The 23,499-nt window shown below is 74.5% G+C and carries 25 protein-coding genes, 1 other RNA gene and 2 pseudogenes; 22 read left to right on the top strand and 6 right to left on the bottom strand.

Features of this window, described 5'->3' with window-relative positions:
* The first annotated feature begins 23 nt into the window (after positions 1-23).
* The 16 genes from prfB (at position 24) to ssrA (ending at position 13,758) form a co-directional block, all read left to right on the top strand.
* Positions 24-1,136 (top strand): peptide chain release factor 2, encoded by a 1,113-nt coding sequence (prfB, locus tag WA616_RS09395; RefSeq protein ID WP_073418861.1) that lies wholly within the window; start codon positions 24-26, stop codon positions 1,134-1,136.
* A gap of 139 nt (positions 1,137-1,275) precedes the next feature.
* Positions 1,276-1,965 carry a cell division ATP-binding protein FtsE gene (ftsE, locus tag WA616_RS09390; protein WP_073418863.1) on the top strand — a complete coding sequence of 230 codons (690 nt, stop codon included), beginning with the start codon at positions 1,276-1,278 and terminating at the stop codon, positions 1,963-1,965.
* Between the two features lie 39 nt (positions 1,966-2,004).
* On the top strand, positions 2,005-2,889 hold the full coding sequence (gene ftsX, locus WA616_RS09385; protein ID WP_073418865.1) for a permease-like cell division protein FtsX: 885 nt from the start codon (positions 2,005-2,007) through the stop codon (positions 2,887-2,889).
* A gap of 148 nt (positions 2,890-3,037) precedes the next feature.
* Entirely contained in the window at positions 3,038-4,051 is a 1,014-nt protein-coding gene (locus tag WA616_RS09380; RefSeq protein WP_336029159.1) for an acyl-CoA dehydrogenase family protein, read from the top strand.
* A 9-nt stretch (positions 4,052-4,060) separates the two neighbouring features.
* Positions 4,061-4,537, top strand: a complete 477-nt coding sequence (gene smpB, locus WA616_RS09375; RefSeq protein ID WP_073418869.1) for an SsrA-binding protein SmpB — start codon at positions 4,061-4,063, stop codon at positions 4,535-4,537.
* Between the two features lie 10 nt (positions 4,538-4,547).
* On the top strand, positions 4,548-5,471 hold the full coding sequence (locus tag WA616_RS09370; RefSeq protein WP_336029155.1) for an NADP-dependent oxidoreductase: 924 nt from the start codon (positions 4,548-4,550) through the stop codon (positions 5,469-5,471).
* Positions 5,472-5,481: 10 nt separating this feature from the next.
* Positions 5,482-6,375 carry an amidohydrolase family protein gene (locus tag WA616_RS09365; protein ID WP_336029152.1) on the top strand — a complete coding sequence of 298 codons (894 nt, stop codon included), beginning with the start codon at positions 5,482-5,484 and terminating at the stop codon, positions 6,373-6,375.
* Between the two features lie 88 nt (positions 6,376-6,463).
* Positions 6,464-6,913, top strand: a complete 450-nt coding sequence (locus WA616_RS09360) for a GNAT family N-acetyltransferase (RefSeq protein WP_336029150.1) — start codon at positions 6,464-6,466, stop codon at positions 6,911-6,913.
* A gap of 9 nt (positions 6,914-6,922) precedes the next feature.
* The gene (locus WA616_RS09355; protein WP_336029148.1) at positions 6,923-7,330 is read left to right on the top strand and encodes a VOC family protein; all 408 of its coding nucleotides are present in this window, start codon (positions 6,923-6,925) and stop codon (positions 7,328-7,330) included.
* A gap of 11 nt (positions 7,331-7,341) precedes the next feature.
* Complete coding sequence (locus WA616_RS09350; RefSeq protein WP_336029144.1) at positions 7,342-8,379, top strand: GNAT family N-acetyltransferase; 1,038 nt, start codon at positions 7,342-7,344, stop codon at positions 8,377-8,379.
* The gene (locus tag WA616_RS09345) at positions 8,376-8,816 is read left to right on the top strand and encodes a GNAT family N-acetyltransferase (RefSeq protein WP_336029142.1); all 441 of its coding nucleotides are present in this window, start codon (positions 8,376-8,378) and stop codon (positions 8,814-8,816) included. Before WA616_RS09350 ends, WA616_RS09345 begins: the two co-directional genes overlap by 4 nt.
* Positions 8,817-8,826: 10 nt before the next feature.
* Positions 8,827-9,705, top strand: coding sequence for an SCO6745 family protein (locus WA616_RS09340; protein ID WP_336029140.1), 879 nt, complete (start codon positions 8,827-8,829; stop codon positions 9,703-9,705).
* The gene (locus tag WA616_RS09335; RefSeq protein WP_336029138.1) at positions 9,702-10,247 is read left to right on the top strand and encodes a carboxymuconolactone decarboxylase family protein; all 546 of its coding nucleotides are present in this window, start codon (positions 9,702-9,704) and stop codon (positions 10,245-10,247) included. The genes WA616_RS09340 and WA616_RS09335 overlap by 4 nt, the downstream gene beginning before the upstream one ends.
* Positions 10,248-10,292: 45 nt before the next feature.
* Positions 10,293-11,906, top strand: a complete 1,614-nt coding sequence (locus tag WA616_RS09330; RefSeq protein WP_336029135.1) for an SLC13 family permease — start codon at positions 10,293-10,295, stop codon at positions 11,904-11,906.
* Positions 11,907-12,160: 254 nt separating this feature from the next.
* Positions 12,161-13,300 carry a magnesium and cobalt transport protein CorA gene (locus WA616_RS09325; protein WP_336029133.1) on the top strand — a complete coding sequence of 380 codons (1,140 nt, stop codon included), beginning with the start codon at positions 12,161-12,163 and terminating at the stop codon, positions 13,298-13,300.
* An 84-nt stretch (positions 13,301-13,384) separates the two neighbouring features.
* Positions 13,385-13,758, top strand: a transfer-messenger RNA (tmRNA) gene (ssrA, locus tag WA616_RS09320).
* 51 nt (positions 13,759-13,809) lie between these two features.
* Here ssrA and WA616_RS09315 read toward each other — a convergent pair.
* Positions 13,810-14,187: a cupin domain-containing protein gene (locus WA616_RS09315; protein ID WP_073418887.1), complete on the bottom strand. Its 378-nt coding sequence runs from the start codon at positions 14,185-14,187 to the stop codon at positions 13,810-13,812.
* Between the two features lie 209 nt (positions 14,188-14,396).
* On the opposite strand from WA616_RS09315, the gene WA616_RS09310 reads away from it, so the two are divergent.
* On the top strand, positions 14,397-15,827 hold the full coding sequence (locus WA616_RS09310; RefSeq protein ID WP_336029131.1) for a tannase/feruloyl esterase family alpha/beta hydrolase: 1,431 nt from the start codon (positions 14,397-14,399) through the stop codon (positions 15,825-15,827).
* Positions 15,828-15,882: 55 nt separating this feature from the next.
* Here WA616_RS09310 and WA616_RS09305 read toward each other — a convergent pair.
* Positions 15,883-16,416 (bottom strand): annotated as a pseudogene (locus WA616_RS09305) (UGSC family (seleno)protein).
* Positions 16,416-17,846: a thioredoxin family protein gene (locus WA616_RS09300; RefSeq protein WP_336029129.1), complete on the bottom strand. Its 1,431-nt coding sequence runs from the start codon at positions 17,844-17,846 to the stop codon at positions 16,416-16,418. Before WA616_RS09300 ends, WA616_RS09305 begins: the two are co-directional and overlap by 1 nt.
* A gap of 93 nt (positions 17,847-17,939) precedes the next feature.
* On the opposite strand from WA616_RS09300, the gene WA616_RS09295 reads away from it, so the two are divergent.
* Entirely contained in the window at positions 17,940-19,007 is a 1,068-nt protein-coding gene (locus WA616_RS09295) for an alpha/beta fold hydrolase (protein WP_336029127.1), read from the top strand.
* Positions 19,008-19,050: 43 nt separating this feature from the next.
* Here WA616_RS09295 and WA616_RS09290 read toward each other — a convergent pair whose 3' ends face one another.
* Complete coding sequence (locus tag WA616_RS09290; protein ID WP_336029125.1) at positions 19,051-19,749, bottom strand: DUF4386 domain-containing protein; 699 nt, start codon at positions 19,747-19,749, stop codon at positions 19,051-19,053.
* A 94-nt stretch (positions 19,750-19,843) separates the two neighbouring features.
* Between WA616_RS09290 and WA616_RS09285 the strand changes: the two genes are divergently transcribed.
* On the top strand, positions 19,844-20,521 hold the full coding sequence (locus WA616_RS09285; RefSeq protein ID WP_336029124.1) for a TetR/AcrR family transcriptional regulator: 678 nt from the start codon (positions 19,844-19,846) through the stop codon (positions 20,519-20,521).
* 15 nt (positions 20,522-20,536) lie between these two features.
* On the opposite strand, the gene WA616_RS09280 is transcribed toward WA616_RS09285, so the two are convergent.
* A complete protein-coding gene (locus WA616_RS09280) occupies positions 20,537-20,917 on the bottom strand; it encodes a winged helix-turn-helix transcriptional regulator (protein ID WP_073418896.1) in 381 nt (126 codons plus the stop codon).
* Between the two features lie 87 nt (positions 20,918-21,004).
* Here WA616_RS09280 and WA616_RS09275 point away from each other — a divergent pair, with 87 nt between their 5' ends.
* Positions 21,005-21,859, top strand: coding sequence for an SDR family oxidoreductase (locus WA616_RS09275; protein WP_336029119.1), 855 nt, complete (start codon positions 21,005-21,007; stop codon positions 21,857-21,859).
* 22 nt (positions 21,860-21,881) lie between these two features.
* On the opposite strand, the gene WA616_RS09270 is transcribed toward WA616_RS09275, so the two are convergent.
* A complete protein-coding gene (locus WA616_RS09270) occupies positions 21,882-22,259 on the bottom strand; it encodes a YybH family protein (protein WP_336029117.1) in 378 nt (125 codons plus the stop codon).
* Between the two features lie 118 nt (positions 22,260-22,377).
* Here WA616_RS09270 and WA616_RS09265 point away from each other — a divergent pair, with 118 nt between their 5' ends.
* Together WA616_RS09265 and WA616_RS24485 are read left to right on the top strand one after the other, a co-directional pair.
* Entirely contained in the window at positions 22,378-22,554 is a 177-nt protein-coding gene (locus WA616_RS09265) for a hypothetical protein (RefSeq protein WP_175562787.1), read from the top strand.
* A gap of 36 nt (positions 22,555-22,590) precedes the next feature.
* A pseudogene (locus WA616_RS24485) lies at positions 22,591-23,466 on the top strand (HAMP domain-containing protein); the annotation flags it as partial.
* Positions 23,467-23,499: the final 33 nt, after the last annotated feature.

Below are 23,499 nucleotides of genomic sequence, written 5' to 3'. Positions count from 1 at the left end.
GCGGCGCACTACCCTGGATCGACGTGGCCGCAGACTTCTCCGTCGTCCTCGACGAACTCGACACGACCCTCTCCAGCATCGAGTCCGTCCTCGACGTCGACAAGCTCCGCCGCGAGGTCTCCGAGCTCGAGCAGCAGGCCGCCGCGCCGGACCTGTGGAACGACGTCGAGGCCGCCCAGGCGCTGACCTCGAAGCTGTCCTACCTGCAGGGCGACCTGCGCCGCGTCGAGGAGCTGCGCCGCCGGCTCGACGACGTCGGCGTGCTGCACGAGATGGCGCAGGAGGAGTCCGACGAGGCCACCGCCGCCGAGGCCGAGCGCGAGCTGGCCGCCCTGCGCACCGAGATCGACGAGCTCGAGGTCCGCACGCTGCTCAACGGCGAGTACGACTCCCGCGAGGCGCTGGTGACCATCCGCTCGGAGGCCGGCGGCGTCGACGCGGCCGACTTCGCCGAGATGCTCATGCGGATGTACCTGCGCTGGGCCGAGCGCCACCGCTACCCGATCGAGGTCTACGACACCTCCTACGCCGAGGAGGCCGGCATCAAGTCGGCCACCTTCGCCGTCAAGCAGCCCTACGCCTACGGCACCCTGTCGGTCGAGCAGGGCACCCACCGGCTCGTGCGCATCTCGCCGTTCGACAACCAGGGCCGCCGCCAGACGTCGTTCGCCGGCGTCGAGGTGCTGCCGGTCGTCGAGCAGACCGACCACGTCGACATCCCGGAGAACGAGATCCGCATCGACGTCTTCCGGTCCTCGGGCCCCGGCGGGCAGAGCGTGAACACCACCGACTCCGCCGTCCGGATCACCCACCTGCCCACCGGCATCGTGGTGTCCTGCCAGAACGAGAAGAGCCAGATCCAGAACCGCGCCGCGGCCCTGCGGGTGCTGCAGGCGCGGCTGCTCGCGGTCCGCCAGGCCGAGCAGCGCGCGGAGATGGACGCGCTCAAGGGCGAGGGCTCCAGCTGGGGCAACCAGATGCGCTCCTACGTGCTGCACCCGTACCAGATGGTCAAGGACCTGCGGACCGAGCAGGAGACCGGCAACACGACGGCGGTCCTCGACGGCGACATCGACTCGTTCATCGAGGCCGGCATCCGCTGGCGCCGCCAGCAGGAGAGCGTCCCGGCGTCCTGACGGCGTCGGACCCCGTCACAGTCGACGGGGGTTCGGCGGGCGCACCCCCGGGGTAGTGCGGCGGATTCGCGCAACGCGCCGGGTGCGTCTCGCCGCGAACCGCTCATGGTGCGGTCCCGGGCAGGTACCGTGGCCCCTCGTGATCGAATTGCAACACGTCACCAAGCTCTACCCGGCCAGCGCTCGGCCGGCCCTCGATGACGTGTCGACGGAGATCGACAAGGGCGAGTTCGTCTTCCTGATCGGCTCCTCGGGCTCCGGCAAGTCGACCTTCCTCCGGCTGCTGCTCAAGGAGGACGACCCGACCCGCGGCACGGTGACGGTCAACGGCAAGACCCTCAACGGCATGAGCAAGTGGCAGGTGCCGAAGCTGCGCCGCACGATGGGCTGCGTCTTCCAGGACTTCCGCCTGCTGCGCAACCGCACGGTGGCCGAGAACGTGGCGTTCGCCCTCGAGGTCATCAACAAGCCGCACCGCACCATCAAGCGCGTCGTCCCCGAGGTGCTGGAGATGGTCGGCCTCGACGGCAAGGCCTCCCGCCTGCCCCACGAGCTCTCCGGTGGTGAGCAGCAGCGGGTCGCGATCGCCCGCGCGTTCGTCAACCGGCCGCTGGTGCTGCTCGCCGACGAGCCCACCGGCAACCTCGACCCGGAGACCAGCGAGGGGATCATGCTGCTGCTGGAGCGGATCAACCGCACCGGCACCACGGTGATCATGGCGACCCACGACTACCACATCGTCGACTCGATGCGCCGTCGCGTGATCGAGCTCAACGGGGGCCAGATCACCCGAGACCAGTCGCGCGGCGTCTACGGCGTCGGCCGCTGACGGTCCGAACCCTCACCTGCACCTCACGCAAGGGAACCCATGCGCGTCAACTTCGTCCTCTCCGAGGTGGCCACCGGGCTGCGTCGCAACCTGACCATGACGGTCGCGATGATCCTGACCACGGCCATCTCGCTCGGTCTCATGGGGACCGGCCTGCTCATCGCCGGGATGATCTCCGACATGAAGGAGATCTACTACGACAAGGTGCAGGTCTCCATCTTCCTGGCCGACGACGTCACCGACGAGCAGCGGACCGCGATCGAGACCCAGCTGACCGACTCGCCGGAGGTCGCCACCTTCCTCTACGAGTCGAAGGAGGAGGCCTACGAGCGCTTCCGGCAGCAGTTCTCCCAGCAGCCCGAGCTGGTCGAGAACACCCCGCCGGACGCGCTGCCGGAGAGCTTCCGCGTGGAGCTGGTGAACCCCGAGCGCTACGAGGTCATCGCCGCGGAGTTCCCGAACGGGCAGAACGGCGTCGACCAGGTGCGCGACGAGGGCGACTTCCTCGACCGCCTGTTCAGCCTGCTCAACGGCGCCCGCAACGCCACCATCGCCGTCGCGGTGGTGCAGGCGCTGGCGGCGCTGCTGCTGATCTCCAACACGATCCAGCTGGCGGCGTTCAACCGGCGCAACGAGACGAACATCATGCGGCTGGTCGGCGCCTCGCGCTGGTACACCCAGCTGCCGTTCATCCTCGAGGCGGCGCTGGCCGGCCTGATCGGTGCGCTGCTCGCCGTCGGCGGCCTCGTGCTGGCGAAGGTGCTCTTCGTCGACAAGACGCTGGCCGGCCCGATCAAGGCCGGCATCATCCCGCCGGTCGACTGGGGCGCGATCGCCACGATCAGCCCGATCATCGCCGCGGCCGGCGTCGGCCTGGCCGGCATCGCGGCCTACGTGACGCTGCGCCTCTACGTCCGGCTCTGACATCGTCGGCCTCCCGGCCGACACCGCCACCACGTGCCGTCCCCGGTCGCGTGGAGCCCGCCCGTCGAACCCGTCGAGAGCCCTCCGGGCCCCACGCCGGGTCCGACATCGCCGCGCGCGGCGCGGGAGGCCGGGGTAGGACCGGGGCATGACGACCGACGAGGTGGCCCCGGCAGGCGACGTCGACAGCGGGCGGGCCGACGTCCGTGCCGCCCTGCGCAGGCTGGGCGCGGTGGGCGCCTTCGGCGACGACGGCGAGGACCCGACGACGGGGCTGCTGGCCGCCGTGCGGCTGGTGCGCGAGGTGGCCGCGGTCAGCCTCGCCACCGCCTTCTCGGCCTGGTCGCAGCGCATGGTCGTGGAGTACCTGCGCGCCGCCCGGCTCCCCGACGACGGCCTGTCCGCGGCGCTGCGCACCGCCGAGGTGACCGGCGCGACCGCGCTCGCCCCGGCGATCGCCGACCTCGCCGGCACCGGCACGATCCCGGTCACCGCCACCCGCGACGGCGCCGGCTGGCGGCTCACCGGCACGGTCGCGTGGGCGTCGAACCTCTTCGACGACGCCGTCGTCGTCGCCCCGGCGCGCACGTCCGACGAGGGCCGGCTCGTGGTGCTCTTCCGCCGCACCGACCCCGGCGTCACGCCCGAGGGGCCCTACGACCTGCTCGGCCTCAACGGCACCGGCGCCGGCGGCCTGCACCTCGACGGGGTCGCGGTCGGGCCGGACCGGGTGCTCACCGACGACCTGGCCGCGTTCCTCGGCACCTGCCGCCCGGCGATGCTGCTCATGCAGACCGCGCTCGCCCTCGGCCTGGCCGACGCCGCGCTCGCCGCCGTCGACACCCACCTGGTGCCCGGCGCGCTGCTGCGGCGCGACGCCCAGGACCTCTCCGACCAGCGCGACGACGTCGCCCGGCGCACCGAGGACCTGGCCGGCGACCGGGTGGGCCTCGCGCCCGGCGACCTCGCCCGGCTGCGGCTGGCCGCGATGGACGTGGCCGCCGAGGCGGTGCGGCTGGAGTGCTCGGTGGCCGGGGGAGAGGGCTACCGGGCCGGCAGCGACACCGCCCGCCGGGTGCGCGAGGCGGCCTTCCTGCCGGTGCAGGCGCCCACCGTCGCCCAGCTCCGCCGGGAGATCACGGCCGCCGGGGTGCGGCAGTAACCTGGGGACATGCCGCGGGAACAGGGGCGCAAGTTCATCGCCCAGAACAAGAAGGCGCGGCACGACTACTCGATCCTCGACACGTTCGAGGTCGGCCTGGTGCTCACCGGCACCGAGGTGAAGAGCCTCCGCGCCGGCCGGGCGTCGCTGGTCGACGGCTTCGCCACCGTCGACGACGGCGAGGTGTGGCTCCAGCACGTGCACATCCCCGAGTACACGCAGGGGACCTGGACCAACCACGCCCCGCGGCGCAAGCGCAAGGTGCTCATGCACCGCGAGGAGATCGACAAGCTGATCGGCAAGACCCGCGAGGGCGGCCTGACGCTCGTGCCGCTGGACCTGTACTTCAAGGACGGCAAGGTCAAGGCCACGCTCGCGCTGGCCAAGGGCAAGAAGTCCTACGACAAGCGCCACGACCTCGCCGAGCGCGACTCGCGCCGCGAGATCCAGAAGGCCTTCGGCCGCTACGTGAAGGGACGTCGTTGAGGGGCATGCGGTGAGGGGGATCGCCTACGACCGCTTCGGGGGCTCCGAGGTCCTGGAGCTGCGCGACGACCTCCCCGAGCCGCCCGTCGGGCCGGACACGGTGCTCGTCCGCACCCACGCCGCGGGCGTGAACCCGGTCGACGTCGGCATCCGCGAGGGGCACCTGTCCGGGTTCTTCCCGCACCGCTTCCCGATCGTGCCCGGCTGGGACCTCGCCGGGACCGTGGAGGCGGTCGGCCCGGCGATCCACGACCTCGCGCCCGGCGACGGGGTGTTCGGCTACCTGCGCCGCGACGACGTCCAGTGGGGGACGGCGGCAGAGCTCGTCCCGGCGCCGCAGCGCTGCCTCGCGCGCAAGCCGGAGTCGCTGTCGTTCGCCGAGGCGGGGGCGCTGCCGCTGGCCGGTCTCACCGCCTACCAGGCGCTCACCGAGGCGCTCGACGTCGGCGAGGGCGACCGGGTGCTGGTGCACCGCGCGGCCGGCGGCGTCGGGTTCTTCGCCGTGCAGATCGCCGTCGCGCTCGGCGCGCACGTCATCGGCACCGCGAGCCCGCGCAACCACGGCTTCCTCCGCGACGCCGGCGTCGCCGAGGTGCTCGACTACTCCGCCGGGCCGGTCAGCGCGCAGCTGTCCGAGCCGGTCGACGCCGTCCTCGACCTCAACGGCGGCGACGCGCTCGCCGACGCGCCGCAGCAGGTGCGCGACGTCGCCCGGGTCGCGAGCGTCGTCGACCCGGCGGTCAACGAGATGGGCGGGCGGTACGTGTTCGTCCGGCCCGAGCGGCACGACCTCGAGGAGCTCGGCCGGATGGCCGACGCCGGACAGCTGCGCGTGGCGATCGCCAAGGCCTTCCCGCTGGAGCGCACCGCCGAGGCCCACGACCTGGTCGCCGGCGGGCACGTGCGCGGCAAGGTCGTCGTCACCCTGCGATGAGCAGCGGAGCATGAGCGTCCCGCCGCCGGTCGACGACGACGACGTCCCGCGGTTCTGGCGCGCACTCGGGCTGCCCGGCCTGGTCGACGTCCACGTGCACTTCCTGCCGCCGCGCGTGCAGGCGAAGGTGTGGGCGTACTTCGAGGCGGCGCGGACGCACTACGGCGCCGAGTGGCCGGTGGCGTACCCGCTGCCCGAGGACGAGCGGCTCGCCGTCCTGGCGCGGCTCGGCGTCCGGGCGTTCCCGACGCTGCCGTACCCGCACAAGGCGGGCATGGCGGCGTGGCTCAACGACTGGTCGGCCGGCTTCGCCGCAGCGCACCCGCAGGTGCTGCGCTCGGCTACGTTCTTCCCCGAGCCGGAGGCGCCGCACTACGTCGCCGAGGCGCTCGACGCCGGCGTGCGGGTGTTCAAGGTGCACGTGCAGGTGGGCTCCTTCGACCCGCGCGACGCCCTGCTCGACCCGGTGTGGACGCGGCTGGAGGAGACCGGGACGCCGGTGGTCATCCACTGCGGCTCCGGTCCGCTGCGCGGCGAGCACACCGGGCCGGCGCCCATGGCCGGGCTGCTCGAGCGGCACCCGCGCCTGCAGCTGGTGATCGCCCACCTCGGCATGCCCGAGTACCGGGAGTTCCTCGACCTCGCCGAGCGGTACGAGCGGGTGCACCTGGACACCACGATGTTCGCCACCGACTTCACCGAGCGGCTGATGCCCTTCGACCCCGCGCTGCGGCCGCGGCTGGGCGCGCTGCGGGACAGGGTGCTCCTGGGCAGCGACTTCCCGTCGATCCCGTACCCCTACGCCCACCAGCTCGCCGCGCTCGCCCGGCTCGGCCTCGGCGACGACTGGCTGCGCGCGGTGCTGCACGACAACGGCGCCCGCCTGTTCGGGCTGCCGGCCTGATGCCCGCCGCGCAGGACGACCTGCGGGTGGACACCGCCATCGGCCCGCTGCTGCTGCGCCGCCCGGTGACCGACGACCTCCCCGCGGTGTGGGCCGTCCACGGCGACCCGCGGACCAACCGGCACAACCCGGCCGGCCCGGACGCCGACGTCGCGGCCAGCCGGGACCGGCTGCGGAGTGGCTCGACCACTGGGAGCGGCACGGCTTCGGCTACTCCGCCGTCGAGACCGGCGAGGGGCGCGTCGTCGGCTTCTCCGGCGTCCGGACGTCGGCCTGGGACGGGGTGCCGGTGCTGAACCTCTACTACCGCTTCGCCCCCGAGGTGTGGGGGAGGGGCGTGGCGACGGCGGTCGCGCGCGCGGTGGTGGCCGACGCCCGGCGGCGGCAGCCGGACGTGCCGGTGCTGGCGTTCACCACCGTGGACAACACCGGGTCGCGGCGGACCGCGCTGGCCGCCGGGCTGGTGCGCCGGCCCGACCTCGAGCGGGTGGTCGACGGGCACTGGGCGGTCGTCTTCACCGCGCCGCCGGCCGGGTAGCGGCAGCCCGTGACGATCCGACTCGCCGCCGCCGTCCTGGGCACCCCCGACCCGCGCGGGCTGGCGCGCTTCTACCAGCGGCTGCTCGGCTGGCCGGTCCGCGACGACACCGACGACTGGGCCACGCTGCGTCCCGAGGACGGCGGCACCGGGCTGTCCTTCCAGCTCGAGCCCGACCACGCGCCGCCGGTCTGGCCGCCGGAGCCGGGAACCCAGCAGATGCAGACCCACCTCGACCTGCTGGTCGACGACCTCGAGGCCGCCTGCGCGCTGGCCGAGAAGGCCGGCGCCCGGCGGATCGGCGGGTACGACGACCCGCAGGAGCTGGTGCGGGTCTACGCCGACCCGGCCGGGCACCCGTTCTGCCTGTTCGTCCGGCTCGGAAATGCGTCGCCGGGACCGGAGGGCGCCGCCTAGCCTCGGGTCCCGTGCCCGACCTGCTGCCCACCGACGTGACCGGCGACGTGACCGGCGACGTGACCGGCCTGCCCGAGGGCCTCACCGCCCGCCCGCTCACCCTCGACGACGCCCCCGCCGCGGCCGAGCTGCTCGAAGCGGCCGAGGCCGTCGACGACACCGGCGAGCACGAGGACGCCGCCGACCTGACCGAGTGGTGGGACCGCGAGCTGGTCGAGCTGCCCCGCGACGGCCGGGCCGTGGTCGACGCCGACGGCCGGCTGGTGGCCTGGGCGACGTCGATCGCCCCGCGCGGCGGCCGCGACGCCTTCCGCATCTGGACCGAGGGCCGCGTGCACCCCGACGTCCGCGGCCGCGGCGTCGGCCGGGCGCTGCTGTCCTGGCAGCTGCGGCGCGGCGCCGAGCAGCACGCCGAGTTCGGCCCACCCGGCCTGCCCGCCCGGCTGGTCACCTCCGTCTGGCCGGCGATGACGTCGCTGGAGTCGATGCTGCGGCACGCCGGATTCGAGGTGGAGCGGCTCTTCGCGTCGATGGAGCGCCCGCTCACCGGGCTGCCCGCCGTCGCGCCGCCGCCCGGCGTCGACCTGGTGCCCTTCACCTGGGACCGCGACGACGAGATCCGCCGGGCGCACAACGCCTCCTTCACCGAGCACCACGGCTCCACCGAGCGCGACGAGCAGGCCTGGCGGAACTGGTTCACCGGCCGGCAGTCCTTCCGGCCGGACCTGTCGGTGCTCGCGCTCACCGACGGCGCGGTCGCCGGCTACGTGCTCACCTACGAGTACGAGGCCGACACCCGCGCCACCGGCATCCGGACCGCGCACTTCGGCCAGATCGGCGTGCTGCCGCCCGCCCGCGGCCGCGGCGTCGCCTCGGCCACGATCGCCGCGGCGCTGGCCGCCGCGCAGGAGGCCGGGTACGCGCAGGCCGCCCTCGACGTCGACACCGAGAACACCACCGGCGCCTTCGCCCTCTACGAGCGGGTCGGCTTCCGGGTGGCACGCACCCACCACGCCTGGGCGTACGTCGTCCCGCCGGCCGCGGGGTGACCCGCCCGGCGCGGGAGGACGACCTGCCGCTGGTCGAGGACGCCGAGCGGGCCTACGTCCGCGACGTCGAGCCCGACCAGGAAGCCGGCTGGACGGCGGCGCTCGACCGCAACCGGGCGCTGTGGCGCGAGAACCTCGCGCGCACCACGGTGCTGGAGGACGGCGGCGCGCCGGCCGGGTTCGTCATGTGGACGCCCGACGGCGACGCCGCGCTCATCGTCACCGTGCAGGTGCTCCCGCCGCACCGCCGCCGCGGGCACGGCCGCCGGCTGCTGGAGGTGGTCGCCGCGCAGGCCCGCGCGGCCGGGCTGGCCGAGGTCCGCCTCGGCGTGCACCGCGACAACCCGGCCCGGGCGCTGTACGAGGCCGCCGGCTTCGCGCCGGCGGGGGAGGACGGCGACTACCTGCTGTTCCGCCGCCCGGCCGCCCCGGCCTAGGGTCGCCGGCATGGTCAGCGCCGATCAGCCCGTCCTCGACCCCGCTCTCGTCGCCCGCGCGTACCGCGCCGTCGAGCCCCTGCACAACCACGTGTACTTCGTGCCGGAGACCGACCAGCACCTGACGGCGGCCGGGCTGCGGCCGGGGCGGATGGTCTACTTCGCCGGCCGCGCCGCGCCGATGGGCGCCGTCGGCCCGGGCGTGGTGACGGCGACCTTCTCCAACTTCTCCCCGGCGATCGTCGCGCGGCACGTCCCGCGGGCGTGGACGCTGGCCACCCCCGAGCAGGTGGTGGCCGCGCGGTTCGCCGCCGCCCGCGCCTCGCTCACCCGGCTGCTCGGCGGCGAGGAGGCCGCGGCCGCGCCCGAGGTCGGCGAGCTCGGCGACCTGCTCGTCGAGGCCTGCACGGTGCTCACCGCCGAGGGCCGCCCGCTCTACGCCGGCCACGCCGACCTCGCGTGGCCCGCCGACCCGGTGAGCCGGCTCTGGCACGCCGCCTCGCTGCTGCGCGAGTGGCGCGGCGACGGGCACGTCGCCGTCCTCGTGCGCCACGAGCTGTCGGGCCTGGAGGCGTTGGTCAGCCACACCGCCACCGGCCGCGGCTTCCTGCCCTCCTCGGCCAAGGCCACCCGCGGCTGGAGCGACGAGGAGTGGGACGCCGCCGCCGCGCGGCTGGCCGGCCGCGGCCTGCTCGACGGCGACCGGCTCACCGACGCCGGCCTGCAGCTGCGCGCGGACCTGGAGACCGAGACCGACGCGCTGTCCACCGCGCCCTGGGCGCACCTGGGCCCCGAGCGCACCGCCCGCGTGATCGCCCTGGGCAAGGCGCTGTCGAGCACGCTGGTGGCCAACGGCGCCTACCCGGCCGGCGTCTTCGCCGGCCGGTGACCGCCCGGCTGCCCGAGGCGTCCGGCCAAGGGCCCACCGCCGACCTGCTGCGTGCGCGGCGCGGCGGCACGCTCACCGTGCTGGACCGGCTGCTGCTGCACAGCCCGCCGGTGGCCGAGGGCTGGAACGCGCTGCTCGGCGCCCTGCGCGGCGGCACCACGCTGCCGGCCGACCTGCGCGAGCTCGTCGTCCTGCGGGTCGCCGTGCTCACCGGGGCGGAGTTCGAGTGGACCGCCCACGAGCCGATCGGCCGCCGCGCCGGGTTGACCGACCTGCACCTGCGCCGGCTGCGCGCCGCCGAGCCCGCCGACGAGCCCGCCGCCGAGCCGGTGTGGACGCCCGCGCAGGCCGCCGTCCTCGCCTTCACCGACGCCTCCGCCCGCGCCGTCGACGTCCCCGACGCGGTGTTCGCCGCGGTGCGGGAGCACCTCGACGACCGGCAGGTCGTGGAGCTGTCCGTGCTGGTCGGCGGCTACTGCATGGTGTCGCGGTTCCTCGTGGCGATGCGCGTGCCGCCGTCGGACGGCGAGGTCGCCGGGTAGCGCCGTCGTCCCTATGGTGTGGATCACACCGACGGAGGAGTCGCCATGACGACGATCGACCGGCCGGGACGGTCCGCAGGACGCACCGACGTCGACGCCGCCTTCCGCGGGTCGGCCACCTACCGCAGCCTGGGCGAGCAGCAGCTCAGCCCGGCGGAGGAGCGTTTCGAGAAGGGGCGCCGCACGGTCGGGCTGTTCCTCGCCCCGCTCGTGACGGTCGTCTTCGCGCTGCTCCCGCTGGACCTGCCGCGCGACCAGCACCTGCTCGCGGCGATCCTGCTCGGCGTCATCGTCCTGTGGATCACCGAGCCGGTGCCCATCCCGGTCGGCGGCCTCATCGGCGTCGGCGCGATCGTCGTCCTCGGGGTGGTGCCCGCCGACGACGCGGTCGGCCCGCTCGGGTCGACGACGGTGTTCACCTTCATCGGCGCGTTCATCCTCGCCGCGGCGATGCTCAAGCACGGGGTCGCGCGGCGGTTCGCCATGGCGATCCTGTCGATGCGCTGGGTCGGGGCCTCCACCGCGCGGGTGGTGATCGCCTTCGGGCTGATCACCGCGCTGCTGTCGGCGTTCGTCTCCAACACCGCCACCGTGGCGATGCTGCTGCCCACGGCGATCGGCATCCTGTCGGTGATCGCCAAGCTCATGCAGGACAAGGAGATGGTCGCGCCGGACTTCGACCCGCTGCGGCTGCGGGTCGGCGTCGCGCTGATGCTCATGCTCGCCTACGGCGCGAGCGTCGGCGGGCTGATCACCCCGGTCGGGACGCCGCCGAACCTCATCGGTCGCGGGCTGATCGAGGAGGCGACGGGGGAGCGGATCGGCTTCCTCGACTGGATGCTCATGGCGCTGCCGATCTGCGCGCTGATGTTCGTGGCGCTGGCCGTCGTCCTGCTGCTGCTCAACCGGCCGGAGATCAAGCGCATCGAGGGCGTGCACGAGTACGTGCGGGCCGAGCGGGCGGAGCTCGGCCCGGTCTCGCGGGCGGAGAAGAACACGCTCATCGCCTTCGGCATCACCGTCGCGTGCTGGATCTTCCCCGGCGTCATCGCGCTCACCGCCGGCACCGAGTCCGACCTCTACACGACCATCAGCGACCGGATGGACGAGGGCATCATCGCCGTCCTCGGTGCCTCGCTGCTGTTCCTGCTGCCCACCGACTGGAAGCGGCGGGAGTTCACCCTCAACTGGTCCGACGCCGCGACGATCGACTGGGGCACGATCCTGCTGTTCGGCACCGGGATCATCTTCGGCTCACTGCTCGCCGACACCGGGCTGGCCGAGACCATCGGCAACGGCTCGGCGGACACCCTCGGGCTGACCAGCACCTTCGCCATCACGGTGTTCGCCGTGATCCTGGCGATCGTCATCAGCGAGACGACGTCGAACACCGCCTCGGCCGCCGTCGTCGTGCCGATCATCATCCCGGTGGCCGTGGCGGCCGGGATCAACCCGTTCGTGCCGGCGCTCGCGGCCACGTTCGCGGCGTCGTTCGGGTTCATGCTGCCGGTGTCGACGCCGCAGAACGCGATCGTCTACGGCTCCGGCGTCGTGCCGATCACGAAGATGATCCGGTCGGGCATCTCCTTCGACGTGCTCGGCGCGCTGCTGATCGTCGTCCTGCTCCCGGTGATGGTGGACCTGGTCCTCAGCGTCTGATCCTCCGGGTGAACGGAGAGGGAAGTCTCCGTCTCCGGCGGGCCCGCACGCCCGGCGGCGTGTCACGATGGACGACGGCCCGGACGACGACGGGCGCCGGTCGACGGAGGGAGGGCGAGCGCATGCGCAGCGAACCCCCCAGTCCCAGTCCCGAGGTCCTCCCCGCCTAGCTCCCGGTGCCGTCGCGCGCCCCGGGCCCGCGCGTGGAGGACCTCCGCTGTGTCCTCCGCCCAGCGTCCTCCCGGGAGCCCGTCATGGCCGACCGTCGCCTCGCGCCCCTCACCGCCCTGTCCACCCTGGGCCGCCGCCCGCGGCCGCCGGTGGTGCGCCCCGTCCCGCCGCCGCCCCCGCCCGCGCCGGTGGTGCGGCAGTCCAAGCTCATCGACAACGCCGTCTACGCCGGCGGCCGGCGCGTCGCGACCCCGCCGTCGGCGGCCGAGAGCCACGACTGGCTGACCGAGGGCTTCGACGACCGCCTCGTGTGGCTCGGCCTGTACCGGCCCGAGCCCGCCGAGCTGGGGGAACTCGCCGAGCAGTACGGGCTGCCCGAGCTCGCCGTCGAGGACGCCATCCAGGCCCACCAGCGGCCCAAGTTCGAGCGCTACGGCGACACGCTGTTCGTCGTCCTCAAGGCCGCGCGCTACCTGGACGCGGCGGAGGAGGTCGAGTTCGGCGAGCTGCACCTGTTCCTCGGCCGGCAGTTCGCGATCACCGTCCGGCACGCCGAGTCGCCCGACCTCGCGCGGGTGCGGCGCCGGCTGGAGAGCGAGCCCGACCTGCTCGGCCGGGGCAGCGAGGCGGTGCTCTACGCGATCCTCGACGCCGTCGTCGACGGGTACTCGCCGGTCGTCGCGGGCCTGGCCAACGACATCGACGAGATCGAGACCGAGGTCTTCCGCGGGGACCCGGGTGTCTCCCGGCGCATCTACGAGCTGTCGCAGGAGGTCCTGGAGTTCCAGCGCGCCGCGCAGCCGCTGACCGGCATCCTCGCGGCGATCACCGCCGGCTTCGACAAGTACGGCGTCGACGAGGAGCTGCGCAGCTACCTGCGCGACGTCGCCGACCACGTCACCCAGGTGACCGAGCGCATCGAGGCGTTCCGGCTGCAGCTGCGCGACATCCTCACCGTGAACGCGACCCTGGTGGCGCAGCGGCAGAACGACGAGATCCGCGAGCTCACCGAGGCCTCGATCGCGCAGGGCGAGGAGGTCAAGAAGATCTCCGCGTGGGCGGCCATCCTGTTCGCGCCGACCCTGGTGGGCACGGTCTACGGGATGAACTTCGACGACATGCCCGAGCTGTCGTGGCACCTCGGTTACCCGTTCGCGCTGGTGCTGATGCTGGGCGTGAGCCTGACCCTGTACGCGGTGTTCAAGCGGCGCGACTGGATCTAGGGCCGGCGCGCGCCGCCAACGCGCCGGGACGGCGGGGGAACAACCGGGTGGCCGTCCCGGTTACGATGGGTGCACAACTACACAGGGGGTGAATGGTCTCGACTGCGGTCGGGTGACCAGGGGAAGCGAGCCGAGGAAGCCGACGATGAGCTCGTTAACCACGCGTCGGAAAACACACAAGCGCCGACTCCAGTCAGCGCGAGTTCGCCCTCGCTGCCTAAGTAGCGAGGCGACTCTGTCAGCCCGGGCTCGTCATCGGCCCGGATCCTGGCATCAGCTAGATGACTCACCGTGAGCGCCGGTCGCGGGCGCCCACGGGAAAACAAACAGCGACTGGGCCTGTCATCTCGACGTGTTCGTGCGATCGGGAGGGCCGAGCAGAGGCAGAGCGGACTGCGCTCGGAGAAGCCCTGGTGATGCGTCGCAGGACGCGGGTTCGATTCCCGCCACCTCCACCCCGTGCGAGAGCCCCGGTCGGGTGTCCGACCGGGGCTCTCGTGCGTCCACGGTCAGGCGGGCGACGGGCCGTCCACGTTGACGACGGCCTCGCCCGACCCGGCCCGGAAGACGACGATCGCCGACTGCTCGCCCGCCGGGTTGCCCTCTCGGTGCACCGCGTGCGGCGCGACGTACAGGAAGTCGCCGGCCCGCGCCTCGAGGACCTCCTCGCCGCCGGGGCCGAACTCCATCCGCAGCGCGCCGGAGACGACGTAGATCGTCGACTCGTGGTCGCCGTGGTGGTGCCAGCCCGACGTCACCCCGGCCTCGGTGGTGACGTGCCCGGCCCACAGCCCGCCCGTCGCCACCGCCTGCTCGCGGTGCATGCCCGGTGTGGGGTGCCCCTCCGAGCGGTCCTCCGGGCGCACCAGCCGCACGTCGTCGCTCATCCGTTCCTCCCGGTGGCTCGGGGACCGCAGGTCCCGGCGGCACCTGATCATCCTCGCCGCGGCGGCGGGCGGCACCCCGTGTGGTGGGGGTGTGGGCACAGCACATCCCGGGCGGCCAGAGCGGTGGGCCCGCCACCTGTCGCCGTCGCCCGCCCGGTCCCAGCATGTGACGTGGACCACGGCCGATCGTCGCGCACGGAGGAGCCCTCGTGACACAGCGCAGAACCGTCCCCCTGATCACCCTCGGCATCGCGGCGGCGCTGGCGTTGCAGGCGTCCCCGGCCACGGCCGCTCCGGGCGGGCCGGGCGGCCCGGGCGGCCCGGGCGGCGGACCCCGGCCGTGCGCCGCGGACGACACGGTCGAGGTCCCGGGCGCCGAGCTCAGCGTCACCGCGTGCCTGCCCGACCTGACCACCGCGGGCCTGCAGACCGCCGCCCCGGGCCGCTACACCGACCCCGCCGACTGGACGGGCCTGCACGTGCCGGGCACGCGGAACCCGACCGGGGTGCCGGGCCTGCAGGTCGACGGCTACTTCCCCGACACCTCCACCACCAACACGCTGCACGGGTGGCACCACGACAGCCAGTTCGTCCTGCGCATCCCGGACGACTGGAACGGCGGCCTCGTGGTCAGCGGCGCGCCCGGCACCCGCAAGCAGTACGCCTCGGACTTCCTGATCTCCGACTTCGTCCTGGCCCAGGGCTTCGCCTACGCCTCGACGGACAAGGGCAACAACGGCGTCGACTTCTACCGGGACGGCGTCGCGCCCGGGGACGCCGTCATGGAGTGGCACGACCGGGTCACGCAGCTCGCGGTCGCGGCCAAGGGTGCCATCCGCGAGCACCTCGGCCGGGCGCCGGAGCGGACCTACATGGCCGGCATCAGCAACGGCGGCTACCTGGTGCGGTGGCAGCTGGAGAACCGGGCCCACCTCTACGACGGCGGCGTCGACTGGGAGGGCACCCTGTTCACCCCCGACGGGCCCAACCTGTTCACCTACCTGCCGACCGCCGTGCGGTACACGCTCGGGCAGGCGACCGCGGAGGAGATGTACGCCGCCGGCTTCGCCCGCGGGTCCGAGCCGCTGTGGGAGTACCACCGGACGGTGTACTGGGGGCTGACGCAGAAGACCTACCGGGCCGAGTTCGACCCCGGGTACGACCCGGCCTGCCCCGGGGCCACCGCCGGCACGACCCTGCCCGCGATCCTGGCGCCGTGCCCGAGCGACGCGGGCTACGACGCCTGGTTCGCCGACCCGCGCTCGCAGGCCGCGCACGACGCGCTGGCCCGGGTCAGCCTCACCGGCAAGATCAAGAAGCCGCTGCTCACCCTGCACGGGACCCTGGACACGCTGCTGCCCATCAGCACCGACAGCGACGTCTACGCCGAGATGACCGCCGACCGGAACCGGGACCGGCTGCACCGCTACTACCGCATCGAGGGCGGCAACCACGTCGACAGCCTGGTGCCGCTCGACCCGGCGCACCTGCGGCCGATGCTGCCCTGCTTCCGCACCGCGTTCGACGCGCTGACCGCGTGGGTCGAGGAGGGGGCGCGGCCGCCGGCGAGCACGACGGTCCCGCGCCCGGCCGGGGCCGGGACCGACCCGCTGCTGCTGGACACCTGCTCGCTCGGCTGAGGCCGGCCCCGCGGGGGCCCGGGGGACGTCCTCCGGGTCCCCACGGGTGTCCCGCTCAGCCGCCGGGCCGGACCGCCGCGGTGACCGCGGCCAGCACCGCGGGGTAGGCGTCGCGGGCCAGCCGGCGCAGCTCGTCGTCGGTGCGGTCCTGGATCGGGTGCGGCACGAGCACGTGCGGCACCTCCAGGCCGAGCGCGCGCGACTGGGCGGTCGCGGCGTCGGCGAACTCCGACGAGGCGAGGAAGACCCCCACCACGCCCCGGGCCTCGAGGTCGGCGATGTCGTGCACACTGCACGACGTGCACGAGCCCTAGTCGGCCAGTGCCTCGATGACCACCTCGCAGTGGGTGGCGATCTCGTGCCGCAGGTCCACAGGCGCCGGCCGGGCGAACGTCGGCTTGCGGTAGCGCAGGGTGCGCACGCCGTCGGCCCGCAGGAGTGCCTCCAGCTCCTCGACGACGACGTCGCCGCGGCTCTTGGAGATGTCCAGCAGGCCGACCGTCCGGCCCTCCAGCGACGCCGGCCGCGCGGTCAGCACGCGCTCCGCCGGCCGCCGCTCCGACGTCGGGTCGAGCAGCACCCGTGCCATCACGCCTCCTCGATCGGGACGGTGACCGGCGTGCTGCCGGTCGCGCCGCTGGCCCAGCCGCCGATGACGGCCGAGAACATGCCGGCCGGGCCGCCGGCGTAGGTGAGCAGGAGCCCGCCGGGCCGGAACTTCGGCAGCGGCCGGTCGAGCAGCGCGTCGGGCATCCCCTCGGCGATGCCCAGGGTGCCGCGCCGCAGCTCGTCGGGCTGCAGGACCAGCAGCGGCTCCAGCTCGGCGAGCAGCCGCTCGCGGTCCCACCCGGCCTCCCGGAACACCCGGCCGTGCTCGGGGCCGAGGACGACGAGGGCGTCCATGCCGAGCGCGGCCTTGGGGTGCCCGACGGTGCGCAGGACCAGCGCGAGCGTGCGGGTCAGCGACTCCGGCGTCCGGCTGAGCTGGTCGAGGAACGGGACGAGCCCGGCGCCGGCGAAGACGGTGAGCGCCGAGCCGGGGACGCCGCGGGACTCCGCGAGCGGCGGGAAGGGGCGCAGGCCGTCGTCGGCCTCGGCGAAGCACCAGCCGACCTTGCCGGGGTTGCCGAGGGTGGCGCGGTCGACCTCGCCGGGCCGTCCGCCGCCGACGTTGCGGACGACGAGCTGCAGTGCGCGGCCGATGGTCGCGTTGGCCCGGTCGCCCTGGCCGAGCACGTTGATGCCGGAGTTCATCCGCAGCCGCCGGGTGACCGGGCCGTTGACCACCAGCACCGGCCCCGCCGACCAGGTGGTGGCCAGCACGCCGTGCAGCGCGAACTCGTCGCGGCAGGCCGCCTCGACCGCAGCCAGCACCACCGGCAGGTGCTCGGGCAGGCACCCGGCCAGCACCGCGTTGACAGCGACCTTCTCCACCGTGCACTCGACGAGGTCGGGCGGGACGACGGCGACCACCTCGTCCGGCGACCGGCTCGTGCCGCCGAGCATGCGCAGCACCCGCTCCTCGGTGGGCGGCACGCAGGGCAGGCCGTCGCTCCAGCCGCGCGCGTACACCGCCTCGACGTCGTCCTCCAGGTCGGCGAGCTCGACCCGGCGGGCGGCGAGCACCGATCCGCCGTAGCGGCGGGCCAGCTCCTCCTCGACGCCCCACTCGACGCTGCGCGACCCGCAGCCCGGCCGGTGCTCGGGCAGACCGGGCCCGAGGTCCTCGACGCCGGTGAAGGTCTCCCAGGCGCTGCGCAGCCAGCCCTCGACGCGGCCGGTCTCGGTGCCGCCGTCGACCCGCAGCAGCGTGGGCACCGTCTCGATCCGCAGCCGCCAGCTCACCTCGAGCTCGCGGTCGTCGGTGACGGGCAGCCCGGCGGGGAAGCCCGGGTCGTCCTGGCTGACGACGGTGAGCGGGCCGGCGCCGGCCAGCTGCTGCAGCACGGGCTCGACCAGCGCGCACGTGGGGCAGTCGCGCTTGACGACCGCCACGAGTCCGTCGGGCACCGGTGCCACCGGTCGACTCTGACACGGGTGTCAACCCGCCCCTGGTCAGCGGCCGCCCGGTCGGCCAGAGTGAGCCGGGTCACCCAGACGAGGGGAGCCGTCGTGATCGAGAACGCCTTCTACACGCCCGAGGTGCAGGGCGCCTACGAGCTGCACCCGCTCGGCGGGTTCGACCTCGAGGAGGGCGGGCGCATCCCCGACCTGCGGCTGGCCTACGCCACCTACGGGGAGCTGAGCGCGGCGAAGGACAACGCGATCCTGATCCCCACCTGGTTCAGCGGCACGCACGCCACCTGGGAGCAGACCTACATCGGCCCCGGCCGGGCGCTGGACCCCTCCCGCTGGTTCATCGTCGTGGTGAACCAGATCGGCAACGGGCTGTGCACCTCGCCGCACAACACCGACGGCGAGATCGCCATGTCGCGCTTCCCGCGGGTGCGGATCGGCGACGACGTCCGCGCGCAGCAGCAGCTGGCCGCGGAGCTGTTCGGCATCGAGCGGTGGGCGCTGGTGGTCGGCGGGTCGATGGGCGCCCAGCAGACCTACGAGTGGGCGGTGCGCTTCCCCGACCGGGTGCTGCGCGCCGCGCCCATCGCCGGCACCGCGCAGAACACCCCGCACGACTTCCTGTTCACCCGCTCGCTCATGGACGCCATCACCTCCGACCCCGGCTGGAACGGCGGCGAGTACCGCTCGCACACCGACGTCGCCGACGGCCTGCGCCGGCACGCCGACATCTGGGCCGTGCTCGGCCTGTCCACGGAGTTCTGGAAGACCGAGTACTGGCGGAACATCGAGATCCCCGACGTCACCTGGTCGACGTTCGAGGAGTTCCAGGAGCGGTTCGTGCAGGCCACGTTCCTCGCGATGGACCCCAACGCCCTGCTCACCATGGGCTGGAAGTGGCAGCGCGGCGACGTCACCCGCTTCACCGGCGGCGACCTCGCCGAGGCGCTGGGCCGGATCACGGCGAAGACGTTCGTCATGCCGATCGACGAGGACATGTTCTTCCCCGTCCGCGACTGCGCCGCCGAGCAGGCGCTCATCCCGGGCAGCGAGCTGCGCGTGCTGCCGAGCATCGCGGGCCACTTCGGGCTGTTCGGCTTCGAGAAGACCTACCTCGACGAGGTCGACCGCAACCTCACCGAGCTGCTCGAGGCCCGGGTGTGACGCGCGGGCGGGCGGCGTCCCGGCGCCGCCCGCCCGTCACGGGTCAGGCGGGGACGAGCTCCGACCGGGCCGGCAGGACGGTCGGCCGGCGGAAGCCGCGCGCGATCAGGTACACCGCCAGCGAGATCTCCCACGCGGCCACCGGGACGGCGCCGAGCATGCCCCACACCGAGACCTGCTCGTAGACGCCGAAGAGGACGGCCGTCGACGAGAGGGTCACCAGCGGGCCGCCGACCAGGCCGAGCACGGCCACCGGCCGGGGCGCGAGCCGGCCGCGGTGGACGAGCGTGGCGAGCAGCAGCGTGTTGACGCCGATGACGAGGCCGGGGCCGACGAGGAACGTCGCGTCGTGCAGCGCGACCAGGCCCTGCGCGACGCCCACGAGCGGACCGCCGTCGGTCCCCGCGGCGTCCTGGCGCAGCGTGACCACGGCGAGGACGGCGACGATCCCGACGGTGATGACGGCGGCCTCCAGCAGGCGGCCGGCCACGTAGCCCAGCGCGAGCGCGCGGCCGTGCCGCTCGACCACCGGGAAGGCCGTGACGGCGGTCCCGATGACGGCGGCGACGAGCACCACCTCGAGGAACGCCCCCCACAGCACCCGGGTGTCCGCACCCGGGCCCAGGACGTAGCCCGGGTCGCCCAGCAGCGGCTGGTACAGCGCGAGGGCGACGACCGCGGCGACGGCCGCGACCAGGAAGAACACGCCGGTGACGACGGCGGCTGCGCGGGACTCCCGCATGGACGACCAGCTCCTCTACTCCGCGGTGTACGGCGTACACCAACGCCGGGGACGCTAGGTGTACGGTGTACGCCTGTCAAGGAGGGGAGATCAGGTGGCGCGTGAGCCGCTGTCCCGCGCGCGGGTGCTCCGGGCCGCCGTCGAGCTGGCCGACGGGTCGGGCCTCGACGCGGTGAGCATGCGCGGGCTGGCGCAGGTGCTCGGCGTCGTCCCGATGGCCCTCTACAAGCACGTGGCGAACAAGGACGAGCTGCTCGACGGGATGGTCGACGCCGTCATCGGCGAGTTCGAGGCGCCCGACCCGGCGCTGGACTGGCCCGACGCCGTCCGGGCGCGGCTGCTGTCCGCGCGCCGGGCGGTGCTGCGGCACGCCTGGGCGCGGCGGGCCATCGAGTCGCGCACCCGGCGCACGCCCGCGGTGCTCGGCTACATGGACGCCGTCGCCGGCACCTTCCGCCGCGGCGGCCTCTCGGTCGACCTGACCCACCACGTGATGCACGCGCTGGGCAACCGCATCTGGGGGTTCAGCCCCGAGCTGTTCGACGCGCCGGCCGGCCCGTCGGCGCCGCCTCCTCCGGAGCAGCAGCGGGCGATGGCCGAGGAGTTCGGCCGGCGCTTCCCGCACGTCCTGGAGATCGCCACCGCGGCGACCGGCGGGGACCTGTCCGCCGTCGGCGGCGGGTGCGACGAGCAGTTCGAGTTCGAGTTCGCCCTGGACCTGCTGCTCGACGGCGTCGCACGGCTGCACGGCCGCGGCTGGCGCTCGGCCTGAGCGGCCCGCCGGGCGTCAGCGCGGGCGGTGGTCCTCACGGGCCCGCTCGACCTCGGGCACGGCCTCCTCGAGCACGTCGGCGAGGTCGCGCAGTCGCGCGGCCACCCGGGCGCCGAGCGGCGTGAGCGCGTACTCGACCCGCGGCGGGATGGTGGTGACGACGTCGCGGCTGACCATGCCGTCGCGCTCGAGGGCCTGCAGCGTCTGCGACAGCATCTTCTCGCTCACGCCGTCGACCCGGCGGCGCAGCGCGTTGAACCGGTACCCGCCTTCGTGCAGCGCGATCAGGGTCAGGGACGCCCACTTGGCGGTGACGTCCTCGAACGCCGAGCGGGACGTGCAGTCGCGGGCGAAGACGTCGGCGACCAGCGCGGGGGAGGGGCCCGGCTCGCTCATGCCGCCAGCCTAGGACCACCGACGGAATGGAGGGCACTTTCTCCTGGTTAGTGCCCCCGACCGAGTTCCCGATCGAGGAGTCCCCGCATGACCACCTACGCCGTCACCGGAGCCACCGGCCACCTCGGCCGCCGCGCCGTCCAGGAGCTGCTCGACCGCGGCGTGCCGGCGGGCGACGTCGTCGCCGTCGCCCGCCGTCCCGAGGCCGCGGCCGACCTGGCCGGCCGCGGCGTGCAGGTCCGCCACGGCGACTACTCGCAGCCGGGCACGCTGCCCGCCGCGCTGGCCGGCGTCGACCGGCTGCTGCTGGTCTCCGGCAGCGAGCCGGGGCAGCGGGTCGCCCAGCACACCGCCGTGATCGAGGCGGCCGCGGCGGCCGGCGTGCAGCGGATCGTCTACACCTCGATCGCGCACGCCGACACGTCCACGAACCCGCTGGCCCCCGAGCACCGCGAGACCGAGGCGGTGCTCGCCCGCTCCGGCGTCCCGGCGACGGTGCTGCGCAACAGCTGGTACGCCGAGAACTACGCCGCCCAGGTCGACCAGTACCTGGCCACCGGCGAGGTCCTCGGCGCCGCGGGTGACGGCCGGGTCTCGATCGCCGCGCGCGAGGACTTCGCCGTCGCCGCCGCGGCCGCGCTGCTCGCCGACGGCGACGGTGGCGTCCACGAGGTCGGCGGGCCCGGCGTCACGCTCGCCGACCTCGCCGCCGCCGTCACCGAGGTGACCGGCACGCCGGTCGCCTACCGCGACCTGCCGGTGGACGAGTACGCCGCCGCGCTGCGGTCCGCAGGGCTCGACGAGGGGACGGCGGGCTTCGTCGCCGGCATCGACGCCTCGATCGCCCGCGGCGACCTCGACACCGGCGACGCCGACCTCACCGCCCTGCTCGGCCGCCCTGCCACCCCGCTGGCCGGCGCGCTGCGCGCGGCCCGCGGCTGAGCGCCCCGGTGCCCGCCGGGGCTCACCCGGCGGGCACCGAGTGGTGCTCGTGCACGACCAGCCAGCGCCCCTCCACGAGGCGCAGGCCCACCGTCAGCCGCACCTCGAACCCCTCGGTGCCGGCCGCGCCCACCCGCAGCAGCCCGTACGCGAACGCGACGTCCGGCCCGGCCACCACGGTCAGCCGCGTCAGGTCGAACACGCCCTCGCCCTGGGCGTCCCAGAACAGCCGCCACTGCTCGAGGTAGGCGTCCAGGCCGGTCACGGTCATCGGCGGCACGACGTCGAACAGCACGACGTCGGCGGTGTGCAGGGCGGCCACGGCGTCCACGTCGGCGCGCCGCACGGCCTCCGCCCAGACGTCGAGCGCGGCGCGTACCCGGTCCTCGTCGGTCTCCATGCGGTGCAGACCCCGCCGGGCCCGCGATCTCATCCCCCGGGGTGAGATGCGCCGCCTGACTGGAGCGACCACACCCACCTGCCGATCTCCTGTGCACGGACGACAGGAGGTCCCCCTCATGAACCCCATCGCGTGCCGCGCCGTGGCGCAGGCCGGCCTGGTGGCCGCCACCGCCTCGGCCGACGACGAGCGCCCCTGGCCGCTGCTGCTGGTGGCCGGCTGGCACTCCACCGCGGTCGACCTCGTGCTCGCCGACGGTCTCGTCGCCGAGGCGCTGGCCGAGCTGCCGGTCTGACCGTGTCCCCGCCCGCGCGGGGTCGTTGAGCCGGGCGTGATCCCGACCGGCACGCGCAGCACCGCCCTCCGGCGGGCCGACGACGTGCTGGCCTGGGCGCCGAGCGGCCGGGTCGCCGTCCCGCTCATCGTGGCGCTGGTCGTCGTCGCCGACCTCGTCGGCGTCGGCACCGTCACCCTGCTGCTGCTCGGCGTCTCCGACGACGGGGCGAGCGCCGGCCGCGCGCCGGTGCTGCTCGCCGCGCTCGGCTACCTGCTCCTCGCGCTCCCGCTGGCGACCCTCGCCGGCCTGCGCCGCCAACGCGCCACGACCACCTGGCTGGTCGCCCGCCGCACGCCCACCCCCGCCGAGGCGGCCTCCGCGTTGCGCCTGCCGGTGGACACCGCGCTGATCGCCGGCCTGGTCTGGCTGCTCGGTGCGGTGCTCGTCGGCGTCGTCGCCGCGCTCACGTTCCCCGAACCGCTCGTCGGCCTGCGGGTCGGCGTCGCCACCCTGCTCGGCGGCGCGGCCACCGCCGGTGTCGTCTACCTGCTCGTCGCGCGCGCCGCGCGCGGCGTCACCACCCGCGCGCTGGCCGCGCACCCGCCGTCGGGGCGGCTCGCCCTCGGCGTGCGCCCCCGCCTGGTGCTCACCTGGAGCCTCACCAGCGCCGTGCCGCTGCTCGGCGTGGTCCTGCTGTTCGTCGACCCGAGCAACCCCGGCGGCCCCGGGCGCACCGCGGTGGTCTTCCTCGCCGTCGTCGCGCTGCTGGTCGGCGGGCTGGCCACCGTGCTGCTCGCCCGCGCCGTCGGGGCGCCGCTGCGCGACCTGCGCGAGGCGGTGCAGCGGGTGGGGGACGGCGACTACGCGGCCGCGGTTCCCGTCGACGACGCCGGCGAGATCGGGCTGCTGCAGGCGGGCGTCACCGCGATGGCCGCGGGGCTGGCCGAGCGGGAACGGCTGCGC

It is taken from the genome of Geodermatophilus sp. FMUSA9-8 (genome assembly GCF_037034165.1).
In the GTDB taxonomy this organism is placed as follows: Bacteria; Actinomycetota; Actinomycetes; order Mycobacteriales; family Geodermatophilaceae; genus Geodermatophilus; species Geodermatophilus nigrescens.
The sequence above is the reverse complement of the archived record's forward strand: the minus strand, read 5'-3'. Positions and strand labels throughout refer to the sequence as shown.

Coding starts and splice junctions, on each gene's coding strand:
- WA616_RS09315 (WP_073418887.1), bottom strand. CDS start 14,187: ATGAGCGACGACGTGCGGCTGGTGCGCCCGGAGGACCGCTCGGAGGGG.
- WA616_RS09365 (WP_336029152.1), top strand. CDS start 5,482: ATGAGCGTCCCGCCGCCGGTCGACGACGACGACGTCCCGCGGTTCTGG.
- ftsX (WP_073418865.1), top strand. CDS start 2,005: ATGCGCGTCAACTTCGTCCTCTCCGAGGTGGCCACCGGGCTGCGTCGC.
- WA616_RS09340 (WP_336029140.1), top strand. CDS start 8,827: ATGGTCAGCGCCGATCAGCCCGTCCTCGACCCCGCTCTCGTCGCCCGC.
- WA616_RS09275 (WP_336029119.1), top strand. CDS start 21,005: ATGACCACCTACGCCGTCACCGGAGCCACCGGCCACCTCGGCCGCCGC.
- WA616_RS09325 (WP_336029133.1), top strand. CDS start 12,161: ATGGCCGACCGTCGCCTCGCGCCCCTCACCGCCCTGTCCACCCTGGGC.
- WA616_RS09270 (WP_336029117.1), bottom strand. CDS start 22,259: ATGGAGACCGACGAGGACCGGGTACGCGCCGCGCTCGACGTCTGGGCG.
- WA616_RS09290 (WP_336029125.1), bottom strand. CDS start 19,749: ATGCGGGAGTCCCGCGCAGCCGCCGTCGTCACCGGCGTGTTCTTCCTG.
- WA616_RS09380 (WP_336029159.1), top strand. CDS start 3,038: ATGACGACCGACGAGGTGGCCCCGGCAGGCGACGTCGACAGCGGGCGG.
- WA616_RS09280 (WP_073418896.1), bottom strand. CDS start 20,917: ATGAGCGAGCCGGGCCCCTCCCCCGCGCTGGTCGCCGACGTCTTCGCC.
- WA616_RS09265 (WP_175562787.1), top strand. CDS start 22,378: ATGAACCCCATCGCGTGCCGCGCCGTGGCGCAGGCCGGCCTGGTGGCC.
- smpB (WP_073418869.1), top strand. CDS start 4,061: ATGCCGCGGGAACAGGGGCGCAAGTTCATCGCCCAGAACAAGAAGGCG.
- WA616_RS09330 (WP_336029135.1), top strand. CDS start 10,293: ATGACGACGATCGACCGGCCGGGACGGTCCGCAGGACGCACCGACGTC.